This window comes from Streptomyces roseoverticillatus (assembly GCF_000719265.1).
Lineage (GTDB): Bacteria > Actinomycetota > Actinomycetes > Streptomycetales > Streptomycetaceae > Streptomyces > Streptomyces roseoverticillatus.
The window spans coordinates 40281-59298 of sequence record NZ_JOFL01000034.1; the positions used below are offsets into that span (position 1 = coordinate 40281).

Consider the following 19018-nt stretch of genomic DNA (forward strand, 5'->3'; position numbering starts at 1 on the left):
CCGTATGTGCGCTCAGGAGGCGAGCACGGGCTCCCAGCCGAATCGCGAGCGCATCGTGCCCTGGGCGATGTGGGCCAGGGCCGCGGCATGGTACGGGACGGTGTTGTCAGGGATCTCATCGAGGCGGAACCAGCCCAGGCCGCCGCACTTGTCGGGCTCGGCGTTGCGCGGCTCGCCTTCCCAGGAGCGGGCGCGGTAGAAGACGCCGAGCCGCGGTTCCTCGCCCGGGGCCCGGTGATCGATGAAGTGCACGAATTCCAGCTCGCCCGGGGGCACACGGACGCCGATTTCCTCATGGCCCTCGCGGGCGGTGCCGTCGTCGGTCGGTTCGGCCGCCTCGAGGTGGCTGCTTGGCACCTGCCACAGGCCGGCGGCGTAGCCGCCCTTGCGGAGGTCGAGGAGGACCTGGTCGTCGCGGAGGAGAAGGATGCGGACGTCGCAGATGCGGCGGTGGCGCTGTGCGGTCACGGTGGCATTCGTTTTCCCGCGGGGCCGGTGGAGTCACCGATTATGGTGACCGCCGACGAGCTCGGCGTCAGCGCGATGACCGTGCACCGCGACCTGTCCAACCTGGAATCTCGGCAGCTGCGGCAGAAGCGGCGCGGGGCGGCCGTGGCACTGCTCAACCTGACCATGGAGACCGCCACCCGGTTCCGCGAGTACCGCGAGGCCCGGGACAAGGAAGCCTTCGCCGAGGCGCTCATGAAGGAGGTGCAGCCGGGCCGCACGGTGCTCATGGACTGCGGCAGTACGTTCTTCCCGCCTGCCCGCCGGCTGGCCCGCACCGAGGGCCTGAGCGTGGTCACCAACTCGCTGCGGATCGCCGGGATCATCGGGCAGGACACGGCCCCCGGGACCAAGGTGATCCTGCTCGGCGGCGGCTACCGCGCGGACTTCGAGGCCTGCGCGGGCACCGAGACCCTGCGCCATCTCGCCCGGATCCGGGCGGACGTGCTGTTCTCCTCCGTCACCTCGGTCCAGGCCGGCCGGCTCTACCACCCGGTCCAAGAGTGGGCGGACCTCAAGAAAGCCATGCAGGACTGCGCCGCGCGGCGCATCCTGCCCATGGACCACAGCAAGTTCGGCCGCACCGCCACCCACGGCTACGGCGACGCCACCGGCTACGACCTGATCGTCACCGACGAAGCCGCCCCGCACGAGGAAGTGCAGGCGATCGAGGGTCTCGGCGTGCCCGTCCGGCTCGTGCCCGTCGAGGAAACACAATCTTGCGGTCAATGACCCGGTGGCTCAGCGGCTGCACATCCCGCCCACCACATCCGCCTGAAGCCCGAAAGGCAGTCAACCCATGCGTGCAGTCGTCGTCGAAACCCCGGGGAAGTTCTCCGTCCGAACATCGCGGACCCCACGCCCGGGCCCGGCGAGGTGGTGATAGCCGTTGCGGCCGTGGGTATCTGCGGCACCGACATCCACATCGTGGACGGCGAGTTCGCGCCCACCCCGTACCCGATCATCCCCGGGCACGAGTTCACCGGAGAGGTCGTCGCACTCGGCGCGGGAGTGAGCGGGGCGAGCGGGGTGCGCGAGGGCGAGAAGGCCGCCGTCGACCCGTCCCTGTTCTGCGGCGCCTGCCACTTCGGCGCGATCGGCCGGGGAAACCTGTGCGAGCGCTGGGGAGCGATTGGCGGCACCGTCGACGGCGCGATGGCCCAGTACGTGAAGGTCCCGGCAGCCAACTGCTACCGGCTGCCCGACAGCGTGGACCTCGCCCACGGCACGCTCATCGAACCGCTGTCCTGCGCCCTGCACGGCTTCGACCTGCTCCCCCGCGACTTCGGCGCGCACTACCTGATCTACGGCGCGGGCACCATGGGGCTGATGATGCTCCAGCTCGCCGCCCGCGCGGGCGCGGCCTCCGTTTCGGTCGTCGACCTCAACCCCGGCCGCCTGGACATCGCCTCCAAGCTCGACGCCGACGCCGCGAGCGCGGACGACCTCGACCGCCCGCAGGGCCGGGACGCCGTCATCGACTGCACAGGGGTCATCCCCGTCATCGAGGACGCGCTCACCCGGGTGCGCCGCGGCGGCACCTTCCAGCAGTTCGGCGTCGCCCCCTCCGAGGCGACGGCTCGCATCTCGCCGTTCCGGATCTACAACGACGAGATCACCGTCGTCGGGTCCATGGCCGTGGTGCACAGCTTCGGGCGTGCCGTGGAGCTCATGGGCAAGGGCGTCCTCGACGCCGGCACGATGATCACCCACACCTTCGGGCTCGACGCCTTCCCCGACGCCCTGCAGACTTTCCGCGAGGGTGCCGGGCTCAAGATCCAGATCCGTCCGGCAGCCTGACGCGCGCCACCCCACCACCCCGCAGATCCAGCAGATCCAGCAGATCCAGCAGATCCAAGGAGAACGGGCGCCATGCCGGCCGTCGCCGGAATCGACTCCTCCACCCAGTCCTGCAAGGTCGTCGTGTGCGACGCCGAGACGGGCGAGGTACTCCACCGGGGCCGCGCCCCGCACTCCGAAGGCACCGAGGCCGACCCCGAGGCCTGGTGGCAAGCCCTCCGGGCCGCGGGCGAGGGCCTGCTGGACGACGTGGACGCGATCGCCGTCGCCGGACAGCAGCACGGGCTCGTCGCGCTCGACGACGCAGGCGAGCCCGTACGCCCGGCCCTGCTGTGGAACGACACCCGCTCCGCAGGCGCGGCCGCCGGGCTCGTCCGCGAGCTCGGCGGCGCGCAGGCCTGGGCGGACGCCGTCGGCACCGTACCGGTGGCCGCCATCACCGCCGCCAAACTCCGCTGGCTCGCCGACCACGAACCCGCCGCCGACCGCACCGCCACCGCCACCGCCACCGCCATGCTGCCGCACGACTGGCTCACCTGGCGGCTGTGCGGCGGCCCCTCCTCCGGCGCGGAGCCCGTCACCGACCGCGGCGACGCCTCCGGCACCGGCTACTGGTCCCCCGCCGACGGCCGCTACCGCACCGACCTGCTGCGGCTCGCCTTCCGTGGCCGTACGCCCCGGCTGCCGCGCGTCCTCGGCCCGTACGAACCGGCCGGCCGCAACCCCGGGGGCACGCTGGTGGCGGCAGGAACCGGCGACAACATGGCCGCGGCCCTGGGCCTCGCCCCGGGCGACGCCGTCATCTCGCTCGGCACCAGCGGCACCGCCTTCGCCCGCTCGACCCGTCCCACCGCCGACCCCACCGGCGCCGTCGCCGGCTTCGCCGACGCCACCGGGCAGTTCCTCCCCCTCGTCTGCACGCTCAACGCCGCCCGCGTGCTCAGCTCCACGGCCCGCATGCTCGGCACCGACCTGGACGGCCTCGACCGCCTCGCCCGGCAGGCCGGACCCGGGGCGGACGGCATCGTCCTCCTCCCCTACCCCGACGGCGAACGCACCCCCGACCTCCCCGACGCCGCCCTCCTCGGCATGCGCACCGCCAACATGCACCCCCACAATCTCGCCCGCGCCGCCGTCGAGGGCATGCTGTGCGGCCTCGCCCACGCCCTCGACGCCCTCCGCAGCCAGGGCACGGCCGTACAGCGGCTACTGCTCATCGGCGGTGCGGCCAGGTCACCGGTCGTCGGCGAGACCGCCGCCCAGGTCTTCGGCATGCCCGTCACCGTCCCCCGCCCCGACGAATACGCAGCCCTGGGAGCCGCCCGGCAGGCGGCCTGGACCCTCAACGGCACCGACAGCCCTCCCGCATGGAACCGTCCCGACGCCGTCCGCCACGCCGCTCCGGGGGACGGAGGGGCATCCGGCCGGCGCATCAGAGACGCGTATGCCGAGGCCCGGAGAGCACTTCACGGCCGCTGACACCGGCACGCCGGCCCACGGCCCGGGTCACAGCCCGGGTCAGGACTCGAACCAGCGTCATGGGCCCGGCATGCCGGCGCCGCCGCCGTACGTCACGGCGTCCCGCCCCAGGCGCCGCAACCCCTCTCCGGTACTGACGAGGGGTACGTAGCCGAGGTGGGTGCGGGCGGCGGAGATGTCGAACCAGTTCGCGTACAGCGCTCCCGCCACCAGGCACCGGTCGAGCGGAGGCTCTCCCGGAAGACGCAGGCGCCGCCAGCCGCTCTCGCACAGCCCGCCGGCGGCGCGGGCGAGGGAGCCGGGGACGGGCTGCAGGCGGGGACTGGAGCCCAAGGCACGGAAGAAGAGGGCCAGGCTCCGCGCGAAGGTGCACGGCACGCCCTGGGTGATGAAGTACGGGCGGCCTGCCGCCGGTGTGCCGGGACGCACCCGGTCGAGGGCCAGGAGGTGGGCGTGGGCGGCGTTGTCCACGTAGACGGTGTCGATGAGTTTGCGCCCGCCGCCGGGGAGCGGGAAGACGCCGAGGCGGGCGGCGCGCAGCAGCCGGGGGGTGAAGTGCGGGTCGCCGGGGCCCCAGATGCAGTGCGGGCGCAGGGCGGCGGTGGCGAGGTCGGGCCCGTCGGCGGCGAGGACCAGGCGTTCGGCGGCGGCTTTGGAGGCCGGGTAGGGGCCCAGGGGCCTGCGCGGGTAAGGCAGGGTCTCGTCGGCGCCGTCGATGTCGGTGTTGTCGAAGACCACGCTGGGGCTGGAGGTGTGGATCAGGGTGCCGACGTGGTGGCGCCGGCATGCGTCCACGATGTGGCGGGTGCCGGTGAGATTGGTGGCGAAGAAGGGGGCCGGGTCGCCGGCCGGGCCGACGCGGGCGGCGGTGTGCACGACCGCGTCGCAGCCGGCGGTGGCGCCGTGGACGGTGTCGGGGTCACGGATGTCGCCCAGGCGCTGTTCGATGCCGAGTGCCGCGAGGGGCGGGCTGAAGCGGCGCTGCAGTGCCCGGACCTCGTGTCCGGCGGCGGTCAGCCGACGGCACAGCGCGCGGCCGAGGAAGCCGCCGCCTCCGGTGACCAGGACCCTCACCGGTCGTCTCCGCGGCCGTACCGGCCCCGCTCGGGCAAGGGAGCGGTGTCGAGGAAGCGGCGGATCTCGGGGACGAGTTCGGCGCGCGCGTCCTCCAGCACGTAGTGGCCGGCCCGGGGGCAGCGCAGCACCCGGGCGTGGGGGAAGCGCCGTTGCCACTCGTCGGCCAGCGGCGGCCGCAGGACCGGGTCGCGCATGCCCCAGCAGACCAGCATGGGTATGGGCCGCAGGGCGGGCAGCATCTGTTCCACGACGGCCAGCAGCGACCAGCCGGGATCGGTACGTGTGAGGGGCACGTCCTGGATGAAGCGGGCCAGGGCCGCGCGTTGCCGGCGCCGGCGGTACGGCGAGGTGAAGGCGCGGCGGACGTCGGCGGGCATCGGGGTGGTCACGCCCAGCCGTGCGGCCCCGTAGGCCCAGCCCGGGGTGTGGTGCGCGGCGAGGGCGCTGACGGCGCGCAGCCTGAGCAGGCGGAACCACCATGGGGGGAGGCCGTGCGCGGGGAAGCGGAAGACGGCGGTGTTCAGCACGACGATCCGGTCCACCATGTCCGCGTTCAGGCAGGCCCAGGCCAGTGCGATGGGTCCGCCCCAGTCGTGGGCCACCACCGTCCACCCGCGATCCGGTGCACGGTGTTCGTCGGTCAGGTGGCGGACCAGGTCGCCGAGTGCGGCGATCTGGTATCCCGCGAGCAGCCTGGGCAGGGGGGCTGACGGGCGTCCGGACAGGCCCATGCCGAGCAGGTCGGGGACGATGCACCGGTAGGCGTCGCTCAGTCCTGCCACCAGATGCCGCCAGGCGTAGCTCCAGGCGGGGTTGCCGTGGACCATCAGGACCGGGGGGCCGGAGCCTTCGTCCAGGTAGTGCTGGCGGGCTTCGGCGTGCTCGAACCACCGGGAGGCGAAGGGGTAGTCGGGCCGGCGGGGAGGATCGGTTGCTGTGTGCACGGGGCGGCCTTTCGCTGTACGGCCCTTCGGCGCCCGGACGTCCGGCGGTGCGCTCCCACCTCCCTGCTCGGTCGCGCCGGCTGCACCGCCGCGGCGCCCGGCCGCGTCAACTGCGCTTCTACGGCGTGGAGTTCATGCCCACGATGCGGGCTCATTCGCTCCCTGGTGCGCCCGAATCACCCATGTAGGTGATGCGGGTGCGTCGGCGGGGCCCGCATGCTGGTGGGGCCAGCCCGTCGTGGCCGTGTCCGACGGGGCACATCGCACCGGAGGTGTCCGCCGTGGCCCCGCTGGCCCGTACGGTCCTGCGTGCCCTGCAGGACGCACCCGAGGGCGTGTGCCTGCGCTATCCGAAGGGCCGGCGGGGGTTCGCGGCGCTCACGAACGCCGAGGCGGCCGCGCTGAGTCTGTCGACCGCCGCGGCGCTGGCCCGGGCCGGGATCCGTCCCGGGCACCGGGTGGCCGTCCTGACCCGCGACCCGGTCGAGCTGGGCACGTGTGTGCTGACGCTGACCGGCATGGGCGCCGTCCCGGTCCTCGTCGACGGTTCCCTGCCGCTGCCCACGATGGGGCGGTGTCTGGCGGCAGCGGCGCCGGACGCCCTGCTGGCCGAGCCGCTCGCCCACATCGCCGGCCGCCTGCTGGGCTGGGGCGGCGGCACCGTCCGCCACCGGGTGGTGGCCGGACCACGGCTCTGGCCGAGCCGGACGCTGGAGCGGCTGCGGCGCGCCGGCCCTTCCTGGCGGGCGATGGCCGACTCCCGGGACGACGCCCCGGCGATGGTCCTGTTCACCTCTGGTGCGACGGGACCGCCCAAAGGCGTCATTCACGATCACGGCACCGTGCGGGCACAGCTTCAGGCGCTCCCGCACGGACTGGACCTGGCCGGGCGGACGGTAGTGGCGGCGTTCGTTCCGGCCGCGGTCCTCGGACCGCTGCTCGGCGCCACCACGGTCGTCCCCCGCCTCGATCTGATGCGGCCCACCCGGGTACGGGCCCGCGCCTTAGTGCACGCCGTGAACGGGACCGGTGCCGACGTGCTCATGGGATCGCCCGCCGTCCTGGACCGCCTGGCCCGGCACTGCATCCGCACGCTCACTCCCCTGCCGACCCTGCGGCACGTCCTGTCCTTCGGTGCCTCACTGCCCTACGCGGTCCTCGACCGACTGCGGGTGTGCCTGCCCGCCGCCGCGACCGTCCACAGCGTCTACGGCGCTACCGAGGCCCTGCCGGTCAGCACGATCGACCACCGGGAGCTGCTCCCGCTGCGCTCCGCCACCGTCCAGGGGCAGGGGGTGTGCCTGGGACGCCCCGTACCGGGTGTCACCGTCCGCGTCCTGCCCCTGGACGCGCCGCCCACCGGGCAGCTCGCCCCCGAGACTCCCCCGGGCACGGTCGGCGAGCTGGCCGTCTCCGGCCCCAACGTCAGTGCGGCCTACCTGGATGTGCAGGCCACCCGTGCGGCGAAACTGCGCGGAGAAGACGGCTGCATCGTGCACCGTATGGGTGACATCGGCCGCTTGGACGAGGAGGGCCGCATCTGGTTCTGCGGCCGCCTCGCCCACCGGGTGCGCACCACGAAGGGCGATCTGTTCACGGAGCAGGTCGAACCCGCCCTCGACGCCGTACCGGGCGTACGCCGTACGGCCCTGGTCGGCATCGGACCCGCCACCGCGCGCCGCCCGGTGGTGATCGTGGAGCCGGAGGCGGGGACACCGCGCGCGGCCCGCGCCGCGCTGCGCCGTGGGGTCCTGGAGGCGCTCCATGGCCTGCAGGCACTGGGGGGCCCGGGAGTACTGCACGACCTGGAGGGGCCGGTGACCGGCGCCGTCCCCGTCCCCGTACTGTTCCACCGGTCGCTGCCGGTGGATCACCGCCACGCCGCGAAGATCGACCGGGACCGGCTGGCCTCGTGGGCCGCTCGCCGGCTCGCGCGTTGACGTCATGTTCCCTGCATGTCACGGCATATGTCACGGCTCCCCTGCTTCAAGGGCCGCCTGCGGCTGGTGGGACAGATGGGTGCCCAGCCGCTCGTGGATCAGCCGGGCGAAGTGGGTCAGGGTGCGGCCGCTGCCCATGAGTTCGCCGGGCGGGATGTGGATGTCGAAGTACTCGCGGGCGTGAAGGATGAACTCGGCTCCCATCAGGGAGTCCAGACCGAGTTCGTCCAGGTGGCGGTCCGGGTCCAGTGCGGACGGGTCGGTGTGCAGGACGGTCGCCAGCTGGCGGGCCAGGGCTTCGGTGATGGTGCGTACCGCGTCCTCGGCAGTCATCGCGGCCAGGGAGCGCAGCAGTTCCTCCCGGGTGTCGTCCGTGTCCACGGCGTCGCCCGGGACGAGTCCGGTGAAGCGGGGTGAGGCGAGGAGAGGGAGCAGGCGGCGGGCGCGGCCCCAGCGGTAGCGGCCGATGCCGGCGACGTCGGTGCCCGCGGCGAGCAGGGGGCCGGCGGCGGTGAAGGCCTCGGCGGGGGCGAAGGGTTCGAAGCCGAGGCCGGTCATGGTGGCGGCCAGGTTGGTGCGGGCGACGTATCCGGTGCCGGCGATCGGGCCCCACGCGATCGCGGTGGCGGTGCGCCCGGCGTGGCGGCGGGCCCGTGTCAGGGCTTCCAGGTAGGCGTTCGCGGCGACGTACGGGGCCTGTGCGATGTTGCCGGTGGCCGCGGTGACCGAGGAGTACAGGAGGAAGAGGTCGAGGTCGTGACCGGCGGTGAGACGGTCGAGGATGTCCGCGCCGGCGGCTTTGGGGGCGAGGACGGCGGCGAAGCGGTCGTCGGTGAGGCCTGCGAGCGGGGCGTCGTCCAGGTGCATGGCGCAATGGACCACCCCGCGCAGGGGATGCGCGCCGGCGTCCACGGCCGCGATCACTTCTCGGACGGCCTCCTCGTCGGTGACGTCGGCGGCGTACGCAGTGGCCTGCACGCCGTGGCCGGCCAGCCGCTCCAGCACGGCGGCCGCTTCGGGTGCCCCGCTCCCCCGGCGGCCGAGGAGGGCCAAGTGGCGGGCGCCGCGCTGGGCGAGCCATTCGGCGGTGGCCGCACCGAAGCCGCCGAGCCCGCCGGTGACCAGGTACGTGCCCTCCGGGTCCGGCACCGGAACGCCGGGCAGGGGTTCGACCGGCACGGGCTCGTCCAGAGGGTCGAAGGAGACGACGACCTTCCCCGTGTGGCGGGAGTGCTGCAGCAGCCGGAATGCCTCTTCCACCCGGGCGGCGGGGTAGATCGCGTGCGGGAGGGGGCGGTACTCCCCGGAGGCCACCCGTGTCGTGGTGTCGTGCAGCAGCCGTCGGCCGCGGACCGGGTCGAACACGATGCTGTCGAGGTTGAAGCCGAGGAAGGTGATGCTGCGGTGGAAGGGGCGCAGCAGGAGCGGGTTGTTGAAGAAGATGTCGCGCTTGCCGAGCTCGATGAACCGACCGTTGGGGCGCAGCAGGTCGAGGCTCTGGGCGATGGCCTCGCCGCTGAGGGAGTTGACGACGATGTCGACGCCCTGTCCGCCGGTCAGTTCGCGGACGCGGGGAGCGAATTCGAGGGTGCGCGAGTCCAGGACGTGCTCGGCTCCGAGCGTGCGCAGCAGGTCGCGTTTGGTCTCGGTGCCCGCTGTGGCGATCACGCGCAGTCCCAGGATACGGGCGCACTGGACGACGGCCAGGCCCACCGCACCGGCTCCGCCGTGCACCAGCACCGTCTCGCCGGGGAACGGCCTGGCTTCGTCGACGAGAGTGTGGTGGACGGTGAAGACGGCCACCGGGAAGGTCGCCGCCTCGGCGTAGGACATGCCGTCCAGGAGGGGGCAGGCCGTGAAGGCGGGCATGACGGCATGCGAGGAGAGGGCCGCGGCCATCAGCCCGCCGACCCGGTCGCCGATCGTGAACCCCGTGACTCCGGGGCCGGTGGCGACGATGACGCCCGCCCCGTCGGTGCCCAGGCCGCGGCTGAGCGGCGTGCCCTCGACGGCTTCGGGCGGCAGCAGCCCGTTGGCGCGCATCGGGTCGCGGTAGTTCAGCGCGACGGCCCGCATCTCGACCAGGATCTCGCCGGGCCCCGGGCGGAGCGGCTCCGTCCGGCGCCACACGAGCCGGCGGGAGAGGCCGGGGTTGCGCACGTCGAGGGTGTACGAGGAGGGGGAGGGCTGGGCGGAGTCACTGGGGGCGGGCTGGTCGGCAGGGTGCTGGATCTGGCGGGGGACGAACCGGCCGCCGCGGGTGAGCACGATCTCGTCCTCGTCGGTGGGTGCCCGCAATTCGAGCACCAGACGGCGGGCGTCGGCGGCCGGGTCGCCGGTGCGGTCCAGGGAGATCCGCCGCATACCGAGGTCGGGGCGTTCGTTGGCCAGGGTACGGGCGGCGCCCCACACGGCGGCGTCGGCGGGGTGGGCAGGCCGCTCCGGAACGGGGAACAGCCCGCTGGGACGGGCGATCAGCCACAGCTGCGGCCGCGGGCCCTCCGGCCGTTCGTCGCAGGCCGCAGCCAGTGCTCGCAGGACGGCGGCGCGGCGGGTCGTCAGGGCGACGACGTCTTCCCGGCCTCGGCCGTCCGGTCCCCGGGGGTCGCCCAGGAGGAGGACGACTCCGGAGGTGCCGGCGGGCAGTGCACCGTTCCAGGTGGCCGGATCGTCCGTGGCCGTGACGATGCCGGCGCCGCCCAGCAGCCCGGACAGCGCCCGCGCTGTGGCCTCCTCGCCGGGGGATTCGGTGGCGACGACCCAGGCGGCGGTGTCCTCTTGAACCGGTGCGGGCGGGGCGGTTCCGCCGCCCTGCAATCCGCCCTGCAATCCGCCCTGCAATCCGCCCGGCATTCCGCCCGGGCGGCCCCCGGCGGCGACCATGAGTACGGAGCGGTCGTCGGTGCCCGTCTGGACAGTGCCAGTGAAGCCGCACTCCTCCAGGAGGGGCCTCCACCGGTTCCGGGGCAGCAGCACGGTCTCGGGGCGGAGGGTACGGTCACGGCGCTGCCAGAACGCGTCGGTGCCTCCGAGGAGCACGGCCAGCCGCTGCGCGTGGTGCGATTCGGCGGCGAGCAGGTGCCCGCCGGGGGCGAGGAGGGTGCGGACACGGCTCAGCGCATCGGTCAGGTCGGCGGCGCCATGCAGGGCGTCGTCGGCGACGACCAGGTCGAACACGCCGTCGCAGAAGCCCTGGGCGACGGGGTCGGTGTCCAGGTCGAAGGTCCGGTACTCGACGAAGTCGTAAGCGGCGAAGCGGTGTTTGGCGGCGGCGAAACCGGCGCCCGAGCTGTCGGTGCAGGTGTATCGGGTCCGGTCCGCGGGCAGCAGCGGAAGCAGTGCCGCGGTGAGGGCATGAGTGCGGGCGCCGATTTCCAGGACGCGCAGGGGGCGGTCCGCGGGCCAGCGGCGGACGGCCTCGGCGAGCAGCGCCTGGGCAACGCGGTGGGCGAAGCGGGAGGCGGGCGCGGCTTCGTAGAGCTGCTCGTAGGCGGTGGCACCGGCCCGGAGGAGCTCTTGTGCTTCCTCGGTGTCGCGCAGCACTGCCGGCAGGTGCCTCAGGTGCGCGTTGAGGTGGATGGTCTCGGTGATAAAGGCCGGATGATCCTCCACCAGAGCCCGCAGCAGCGCCTCATGGCGTGGTTCGGGGCGTGGTTCGGGGCGTGGTTCGGCGCACGGCTCGTCGCCCGTCAGCAGCCACCGGCCGTCACCGGCCTGCTGCGCCAGCCCGTGGCGGGCCAGAAGCGGGAGCATCAGCCGCGCCAGCCGCCGGTGCCGCGGCTGGAGTCCCCCGGCCACGAGGTCGGGCAGGCCGAACGGGGCGGCCGGATCGGTGACCAGGCCGGCGACGGCCACGGCCCAGCAGTGGGCGGCCGTCTCGTCGACGGCCGCAGCGAAGCGGCCATGGCCGGACTCCTTCAGGGCGTCGTGCGCCCGGGTGATCCGGTCACGCACGGCGGCCGCCAGCTCGGTGGGCGGGGGCAGCGGTGAGGGGGCTGCCGCGATCTGCGGGTGCGGCGCGGCGCGCAGGACCGTGTGCTGGACGGTCAGCGGGGTGTGGCCGGTGTTGTACGCACGGCGGGTACGGAACCCCTCGATCTCCGCGGCGACGGTGCCGTCCTCGTCGGCGTAGGTGACGTCCCAGCAGAACTCCGTCTCGGTGTGGCTGCGCCGGCGCAGGTACATGACGCCGGTGGCAGAGGGCCGCCGCCACACCCGTACCGATTCGAACACCGACGGCAGGTAGGCCTGGCCGCCGCGCATGTGCTGCTCCACCAGCGCGACGGTGGCCTGGAAGGGGCCGTCCAGCAGGACCGGGTGCACGGTGTACGCGTCTCCCGGGTCCTCGTGCCGGTACGAGGCCAGCAGCTCCGTCTCGCCGACGTGGAGTTCACGCAGGAGCTGGAAGGAGGGCCCGACGTGGAGGCCGACGCTGTGGCATGTCGCGTAGAAGTCCGGTGCGCCGACCGTACGGGGGCAGCGTGCGCGGATCGCTCCGGGGTCCAGGGGCGGGGACGCCGTGCCGAGGAGGGTGCGGACCTGGGCGCGCACGACGGTGCGGCATTCCGTTCCGCGGCCCTCGCTGCTGCTGATCGCCAGCGCGCCGTCCTCCGCCGTGACGGCGGTCTGCAGCCGGATGGTACCGGGGTCGGGCCAGGCGACGGGGAGCGGACTGGCGATGCCCAGGTGCCGTACCTCGACCGGACGGTTCAGCGCCCGTCGCCCGGCGGACAGCGCCATCTCGACGTACGCGGCAGCGGGCATCAGCACCGAGCCGGCGATCTTGTGGTCGCCCAGCCAGGGCACCAGCTGAGGCTCGACGGCGGCCTCCCACGACGCGTGGGGGGCCGGGAGCCGTTCACCCAGCAGGGGGTGGTCGATCCGGCCGGTGCCGCTGGTGCGGAGCACGAGGTCCTGCGGGGTGCCGAGCCAGTACCGCTCGTGCTGCCAGGGGTAGGCCGGGAGATCGGCCGTCCGGCCGGGGCGCGGGAAGTGGGCCTGCCAGTCCACGGCGGCGCCGGCCGCAAGCAGGGTGGCGACGGCGGCGGCCGCGTCCCGGGGCCCGTCGCCGTCGCGGCGGAGGGTGGGGACATAGGTGGCGTCGGTGCGCCGCAGGTAGGGGCGCAGCACCGGGTGCGGTCCGATCTCGACGAGGATGCCGACGTGGCCGGCGAGGATGCCCGCGTGCTCGTCGAGGACATGGGCGACGGCACGGCGGAACCGGACCGGCTCGCGGACGTTGCGCCACCAGTAGTCGGCCGTCAGGTTCTGCCCGGCCACTGCCGTGCCGGTGACGGCGGAGATGAAGGGGATGCGGGTGGCGGTGGGATCCAGGCCGGCCAGCGCGGTCCGCAGTGGGCCGGCGATAGGGTCCATGGCGCGGCTGTGGAAGGCGTAGTCGAGGCCAAGATCGCGGAAGAAGACGCCCCGGGCCTCCAGTTGCGCACCGAGGGCGGCGAGGGCCTCGGGATCACCGGCGAGGGTGACGCTGCGGTCGTCGCTGATCCCGGCGATCTCCAAGGCGCCGTTGTACGGGGCAAGTTCCTCGCGGGCCGCCTGCTCGGGCAGCCCTGCGGCCGCCATCCGGCCGGTGCCCGCGGTGGCCCCCTGGGCGCGGCTGCGCTCGGCGATCACCTTGGCGGCCTGTTCGAGGGACAGCGCCCCGGCGGCATGGGCCGCGGCCACTTCGCCGACGCTGTGCCCGATGACGGCGGCCGGGCGCAGTCCCTTGGCCTCCAGGAGGGCGACCAGGCCCACTTGGACGGTGAACAGGAGCGGCTGGGCGGTCTCGGTGCGCTGCCACCGGGGAGCGTCGGGCCGGGTCAGCTCCGCGAGCACCGACCATCCCAGGTGCGGGGTCAGCGCGGCATCGGCTTGTCCGACGGCTGCGCGGAAGGCCGGTCCGGCGCCTTCGCCGTCGGCGCCCAGGAGGTCGGCGGCCATACCGGGCCACTGGGAGGCGTTGCCCGAGAAGACGTACGCCACCGTCTCGTGCTCGGCCTTGCGGGCCATGGCCCCGTGGGTGGGTGTGCCGGCGAGCAGCCGGTCCAGCCGGTCGGCGGCCTCGGCCGGCCCGGCGGCCAGGACGGCCGCGCGGTGCGGGTGGGCTCCGCGGCGCCGGGTGGTGGTGTAGGCCAGGTCGTAGAACTCCTCGGGCGGCGCCGCCCGCATCCGGGCCGAGACGCGTGCGGCCAGCTCGCGCAGGCTCTCGGGCGAGCGGGCGGAGACCACGACCGGGAGTTCGCCGCCGTGGTGAACCTCCCGGGCCGGCGGCGCCGGCGGTGCGGTGAGGACGGCGTGGGCGTTGGCGCCGCCGAATCCGAAGGCGTTCACTCCCACCGCGGCCCGGGCCGGGCGCGGGAGTTCGACGGCTTCCAGGGTGGGCGCCAGGTTCAGGCCGGTGAAGTCGATGTCCGGGTGGAGCGGCCGGGCGTGCAGCGTGGCCGGGGCCGTACCGTGCCGCAGGACCAGCAGGGCCTTCAGCAGGCCCGGGATGCCGGCGGCCGGTTCCAGATGGCCCAGGTTGGACTTGACGGAGCCGACCGGAAGGGGCCCCGTCGTCCGGCGCTGTCCCAGAGCCCGTCCGATCGCCTGCGCTTCGGCCGGATCCCCGGCGGGCGTGCCGGTGCCGTGCGCCTCGAAGTACACCAGTTCGTCGGCCTCCACCCCGGCCCGCCCGTAGACGGCGCGCAGCAGTGCCTCCTGGGCGTGTGGGCTGGGAAGGGCCATGCCACGGGTGCGGCCGTCGCAGTTGGTGCCGGTGCCGACGATCACCGCATGGATCCGGTCGCCGTCGGCCAGGGCGTCGGTCATCCGCTTGAGGACGACCACGCCGCCGCCCTCGGCTCGTACGAAACCGTCGGCCTCGGCGGAGAACGCCGCGCACCGGCCGCGCGCCGACAGCATGCCCGCGTGGGAGAACCCGGTGAAGGAATACGGGTTCCCCAGCACGTTGATGCCGCCCGCGAGTGCGGTGCGGCTGGTGCCGTCCAGCAGGGTGCGGCAGGCACGGTCGAGGGCGACCAGCGCGGAGGAGCAAGCGGTGTCGATCGCCATGCTCGGCCCGCGCAGGTCGAAGCAGTACGACAGGCGGTTCGCGGCGATCGACAGGGTGGAGCCGCTCATCATGTAGGGATTGGCGTACTGCTCCACCGTTCCCTGGACGAGCCCGTATTGCGGGTCGGAGATCCCGATGAAGACGCAGGCGTCCGACCCGGCAAGCGACTCTGCGGGGATCCCGGCGTCGTCCAGTGCCTCCGCGGCGAGCTCCAGCAGCAGCCGCTGCTGCGGGTCCATGGCCTCGGCCTCTTTCGGAGCGATGCCGAAGTAGGCCGCGTCGAAGCCCGCCACGTCGTCGAGAAATCCCCCGGCCGCCGTGTAGCTCCGGCAGGGCCGGAGGGCACCGGGGTCCACGAACCGGGACTTGTCGAACCGGTCCGCCGGGATCTCGCCGATCGCGTCCCGGCCCTCGGACAGAGCCGCCCACAGCTCTCCGAGATCCGATATGCCTCCGGGGAGGCGGCAACCGACGCCGACCACGGCCACCGCACGATCCTCCGGCTCCATCGCCAGTCCCCCCGTCCGGTGCTGCGCTCCGGCGTCGTCGCCTGTACCGGCTACCAGGTCCGTATCCGTACCCGGCGCGGGAAATGACTACGTGACAATTAACCCGTTCGGGTCATGCACGGTGAACGATTGACCGATATCGCCACGCAGCCGCTAGCCTGACCGGGTGACCGCACCCTGTCGTGCCCGACTGGTATCGACTGCCGTCCACCTGCCGCCCCGGTACCGGACCATGGAACAGGCCCGAGCGGCCATCATCGCGGCGAACAGCCCCTTCATCCCTCCGCCCCGCCTGCTGGAGGACATCACCGGCGTGCGCGGCGTCCACGTCAAGGCCGACGGCGAGCAGGCATCCGATCTCGCGGCCGCTGCCGCCACCAAGGCGCTGGACATGGCGGGGACGGGGATCGGCGAGATCGACCTGCTGCTGTTCGCCTCCAGCGGTCAAGACCTCGTCGAACCGGCCACCGCCCACATCGTGGCCGCCAAACTCGGCGCCTTCTGCCCGGTGTTCGACGTGAAGAACGCCTGCAACAGCGTGCTCAACGCCCTGGAGACGACCGCGGCCTTCATCGAGACCCGCCGGTACCGCACCGTGCTGATCGCCTGCGGCGAAACGGCGACGCTGACGGCCCGCTGGCACGTGCCCGACCACGAGACCTTCATGCGCCACCTGCCCGGATACACCGTCTCCGATGCCGGTGCCGCCCTCCTCCTGACCGCCGGACCGGCGGGCCCGGACGACCCCGGGGTGCTCCACACGACCTTCGCCTCCGACTCCTCCGCCTGGGAGGCGTGCACCATCGCCGCCGGCGGCTCCCTGCACCCGCGCTCCACGGACGACGACCACGTGTGCCTCCGGCTCAACGAGGACCAGCTGACCCGGTCCGGCCGGCGCATGGTCGGCCTCGTGATGGAACACGCCCGGGCGGAGATGGCACTGGTGCGCGACAGTGCCTTCGTCGCGGTCCATCAGATCTCCATGCCGCAATTCCACGAGGCCTGCGCCACGCTCGGCCTGCCCGAGAGCCGGTTCATGGCCACCGTGGACCGGTACGGCAACGCGGCGTCGGCCTCCCTCCCCCTGCAACTCGCCCTGGCCCAGCAGGGAGATCGCGTCATGCCCGGAGACATGGTCTCCCTCATCGGCCTGGCCAGCGGATTCAGCATGGGGATCGCTGTGATCCGGATGTGAACCGGAGCGCCGCCGACCAGACGCTGATGAACGCGCAGCCGGGCCTTCATGCCCGGGAGGAGGCTTCCCGCGCGGTGTCAGCCCTGGGGTGCAGGTGGCGCAGGAGGGTGAGGAAATCTTCGTGGAGCTCGGGGTGGTGGGGAATGCCGTCGGGGCGGAACGCGTCGTGGGCATAGGGGACAGCGAGGGCGAAGTCCGTGACGTGAGCGCCACCGCCCGCGGCCTCGTCGGCCGCGGCCTGCTCGTCCGCGAACCCGGACCCCCGTGGACCGCCGCGCCGTACGGCCCAAGCCCACTGCCAAAGCCGTCGCGGACCTGCGCCGCGTCGAAGAGAACTGGGCACAGAGCTTCGCCGCCACCCCGGCGGCGCTCTCCGAAGAACAACGCAACGCCCTCGTGGCCGCCCTGCCCGCCCTGCAGGCTCTGGGGACAGCCCTGAAGGAATCCTCCTGGGAAGGTTGACAGCCGATTCCGCGCGAACGCGCCCGGCCGCCAGGAGCCGGACGGCCGGGTGGGACGACGAGCACCCATTCGGCCGAGCACAGCCGACGACGCGCTACGGTGCCCTCCCCGCGGGCTAGGGCCGGTGACGCCGGTACGGCGGTCCCGCACCGATGGTGGATTCATGCGTCGCGGTGCGCGAACGTACGAGCAGGCCTAGGGTGACCAGGACTTGTCCTCGTCCGGCGGAGGCCTGCCATGAGGTGCCTGCACACGCGTTGGCGCAGAACGTGCGCGGGCCTGGCCGCCGCCGGGCTGCTGGTGGTACCGGCGGCCGCGCCGGGCGCAGTCGCCGCGGACTCCTCCTTCCCCCCTCTTTCCACCGCCGCCTCCGCGCCCCTCGCTTCCTCTCCAGACACCGGCACCCGGTTCCCGAAGCTCGGCCCCGCCGTCGCCGCGCGTCTTGACACGGCGATCCGGCAGGTGATGCGCGAAGCCTCCGTGCCCGGCGTCATCGTGGGCCTTTCGGCTCCCGGCAAGGGGAATTACGTACGGGCCTTCGGCCTCGCCGACAAGGCGAACAGGACCCCCATGAGCCCCGGTCTCCATATGCGGATCGGCAGCGAGACCAAGACCTTCACCGTGACCGCCCTGCTCGAACTGGTCGACGACGGCAAGGTGAAGCTGGATGACCCGGTCGGCCGGTACATCAAGGGAGTCCCCAACGGCCACCGCATCACCCTGCGCGACCTCGCCGACATGCGCAGCGGCCTGTTCAACTACTCGGAGGACGCAGGCTTCTCCAAGGCTCTCACCTCCGACCCGTACCGGCCCTTCCCTCCACAGGAGTTGCTCGGCTACTCCTTCAAGCATCCGGTGCAGTTCCAGCCCGGTGAGAAGTTCGAGTACTCCAACACCAATCTGATCCTGCTGGGCCTTGTCGTGGAGAAGGCCGGCGGCCGCCCGCTCGACAAGTTCATCCGGGAGAGAGTCCTGAAGCCGGCCGGCCTGCGCCACACCCTGTTCCCGACGGGTACCGAGTTCCCCCGGCCCCACGCCCACGGATACACCGACCAGACGGCCTCGGGCGCGGTCGAGGACGTCACGAACTGGAACCCGTCCTGGGCCTGGGCCGCCGGAGCGATGAGCTCCGATCTGCGGGACCTGCGGACCTGGGCGCGTGTCGTCGCCACCGGCTCCCTGCTGCGTCCCAAGACACAGGCAGAGCGCCTGAAGACCCTTCCGACGCCCATTTCCGGCGTCGGGTACGGCCTGGGAATCTTCAACGTCCAGGGCTGGATCGGTCACAACGGCTCGCTTCCCGGCTACGAATCGCTGACAATCCACCTCCCCGAGGAGCGAGCGACGCTGGTCGTCCTGCTCAACACCGACATCCTGCACGGCCTGACGGAGCCCAGCACCCTCTTCGGCCAGGCGATCACCGGGATCGTCACCCCGGGCCATGTGTTCAATCTGCCCGTCCCCCAGGGATCGCAACCGACGTCCGGTGGCAACCCCTCGGACTGACCGGCCGACGCGCACCGGGTGACGGGAGATCCTGACACGCTTACGACGCGACCCAGATGCCGGTGACGGCCACCGTGGTGACCCCGGGGCCGAAGGCGATGACCAGCCCCGCTCCTCCCCCACTACCCCACTCCCCCGGGACGCGGTGGCGTAGCGAAGGGCGGTGGCGCCCCTTGTTCGGAGTGCCACCGCCCTTCGCGGTGTTCTATGCGACGGTCGCCGACCGGTCAGTAGGCGGAGTTGACGTTGTCCATGGAGCCGTACTTGTCAGCGGCGTAGTTGCAGGCGGCGGTGATGTTGGCGACCGGGTCGTAGATGTCCCAGGACGTGCCCTCGACGTGGTACGCCTTGAACGTCGGGTCGATCATCTGCAGCAGACCCTTCGACGGCACACCGTTCACGGCATTGACGTCCCAGTCGTTGATCGCACGCGGGTTACCCGTCGACTCACGCATCACGTTCTTCTTGATGCCCTCGTACGAAGCCGGAATGCCCTTGGCCCGCAGAATGTCCAGGGCCTCACTGATCCAGCCGTCCACATT

Annotated in this window: 12 protein-coding genes; 7 read left to right on the forward strand and 5 right to left on the reverse strand. The window is 73.0% G+C overall.

Translation table 11 applies throughout. The annotated features are described in order from the left end of the window. Positions 1-12: 12 nt before the first annotated feature. On the reverse strand, positions 13-468 hold the full coding sequence (locus IF61_RS0129460; protein WP_030369595.1) for an NUDIX hydrolase: 456 nt from the start codon (positions 466-468) through the stop codon (positions 13-15). Positions 469-510: 42 nt separating this feature from the next. On the opposite strand from IF61_RS0129460, the gene IF61_RS0129465 reads away from it, so the two are divergent. The 3 genes from IF61_RS0129465 (at position 511) to IF61_RS0129475 (ending at position 3786) form a co-directional block, all read left to right on the forward strand. Beyond that, positions 511-1239 carry a DeoR/GlpR family DNA-binding transcription regulator gene (locus tag IF61_RS0129465; protein WP_052393200.1) on the forward strand — a complete coding sequence of 243 codons (729 nt, stop codon included), beginning with the start codon at positions 511-513 and terminating at the stop codon, positions 1237-1239. A 165-nt stretch (positions 1240-1404) separates the two neighbouring features. Then, entirely contained in the window at positions 1405-2307 is a 903-nt protein-coding gene (locus tag IF61_RS32885; protein WP_342668028.1) for an alcohol dehydrogenase catalytic domain-containing protein, read from the forward strand. 72 nt (positions 2308-2379) lie between these two features. Next, complete coding sequence (locus tag IF61_RS0129475; RefSeq protein WP_030369597.1) at positions 2380-3786, forward strand: xylulokinase; 1407 nt, start codon at positions 2380-2382, stop codon at positions 3784-3786. A 57-nt stretch (positions 3787-3843) separates the two neighbouring features. Here the strand turns inward: IF61_RS0129475 and IF61_RS0129480 are convergent, their stop codons facing one another. Both IF61_RS0129480 and IF61_RS0129485 read right to left on the reverse strand, forming a co-directional pair. Then, on the reverse strand, positions 3844-4860 hold the full coding sequence (locus tag IF61_RS0129480; RefSeq protein WP_030369598.1) for an NAD-dependent epimerase/dehydratase family protein: 1017 nt from the start codon (positions 4858-4860) through the stop codon (positions 3844-3846). Then, complete coding sequence (locus IF61_RS0129485) at positions 4857-5807, reverse strand: alpha/beta fold hydrolase (protein ID WP_052393202.1); 951 nt, start codon at positions 5805-5807, stop codon at positions 4857-4859. Before IF61_RS0129485 ends, IF61_RS0129480 begins: the two co-directional genes overlap by 4 nt. Before the next feature lie 281 nt (positions 5808-6088). On the opposite strand from IF61_RS0129485, the gene IF61_RS0129490 reads away from it, so the two are divergent. After that, the gene (locus IF61_RS0129490; protein ID WP_169748859.1) at positions 6089-7747 is read left to right on the forward strand and encodes an AMP-binding protein; all 1659 of its coding nucleotides are present in this window, start codon (positions 6089-6091) and stop codon (positions 7745-7747) included. 30 nt (positions 7748-7777) lie between these two features. Here IF61_RS0129490 and IF61_RS0129495 read toward each other — a convergent pair whose 3' ends face one another. Beyond that, positions 7778-15313 carry a type I polyketide synthase gene (locus IF61_RS0129495; RefSeq protein WP_052393204.1) on the reverse strand — a complete coding sequence of 2512 codons (7536 nt, stop codon included), beginning with the start codon at positions 15311-15313 and terminating at the stop codon, positions 7778-7780. A gap of 232 nt (positions 15314-15545) precedes the next feature. On the opposite strand from IF61_RS0129495, the gene IF61_RS0129500 reads away from it, so the two are divergent. The 3 genes from IF61_RS0129500 (at position 15546) to IF61_RS0129510 (ending at position 18476) form a co-directional block, all read left to right on the forward strand. Continuing rightward, positions 15546-16508, forward strand: a complete 963-nt coding sequence (locus tag IF61_RS0129500; protein WP_078660598.1) for a 3-oxoacyl-ACP synthase III family protein — start codon at positions 15546-15548, stop codon at positions 16506-16508. Between the two features lie 264 nt (positions 16509-16772). Continuing rightward, on the forward strand, positions 16773-16970 hold the full coding sequence (locus IF61_RS0129505; protein WP_030369603.1) for a hypothetical protein: 198 nt from the start codon (positions 16773-16775) through the stop codon (positions 16968-16970). 237 nt (positions 16971-17207) lie between these two features. Continuing rightward, positions 17208-18476: a serine hydrolase domain-containing protein gene (locus IF61_RS0129510; protein WP_043191330.1), complete on the forward strand. Its 1269-nt coding sequence runs from the start codon at positions 17208-17210 to the stop codon at positions 18474-18476. Positions 18477-18703: 227 nt separating this feature from the next. Here IF61_RS0129510 and IF61_RS0129515 read toward each other — a convergent pair. Then, a partial coding sequence (locus tag IF61_RS0129515; protein WP_030369605.1) for a transglycosylase SLT domain-containing protein occupies positions 18704-19018 on the reverse strand: 315 nt, incomplete at its 5' end.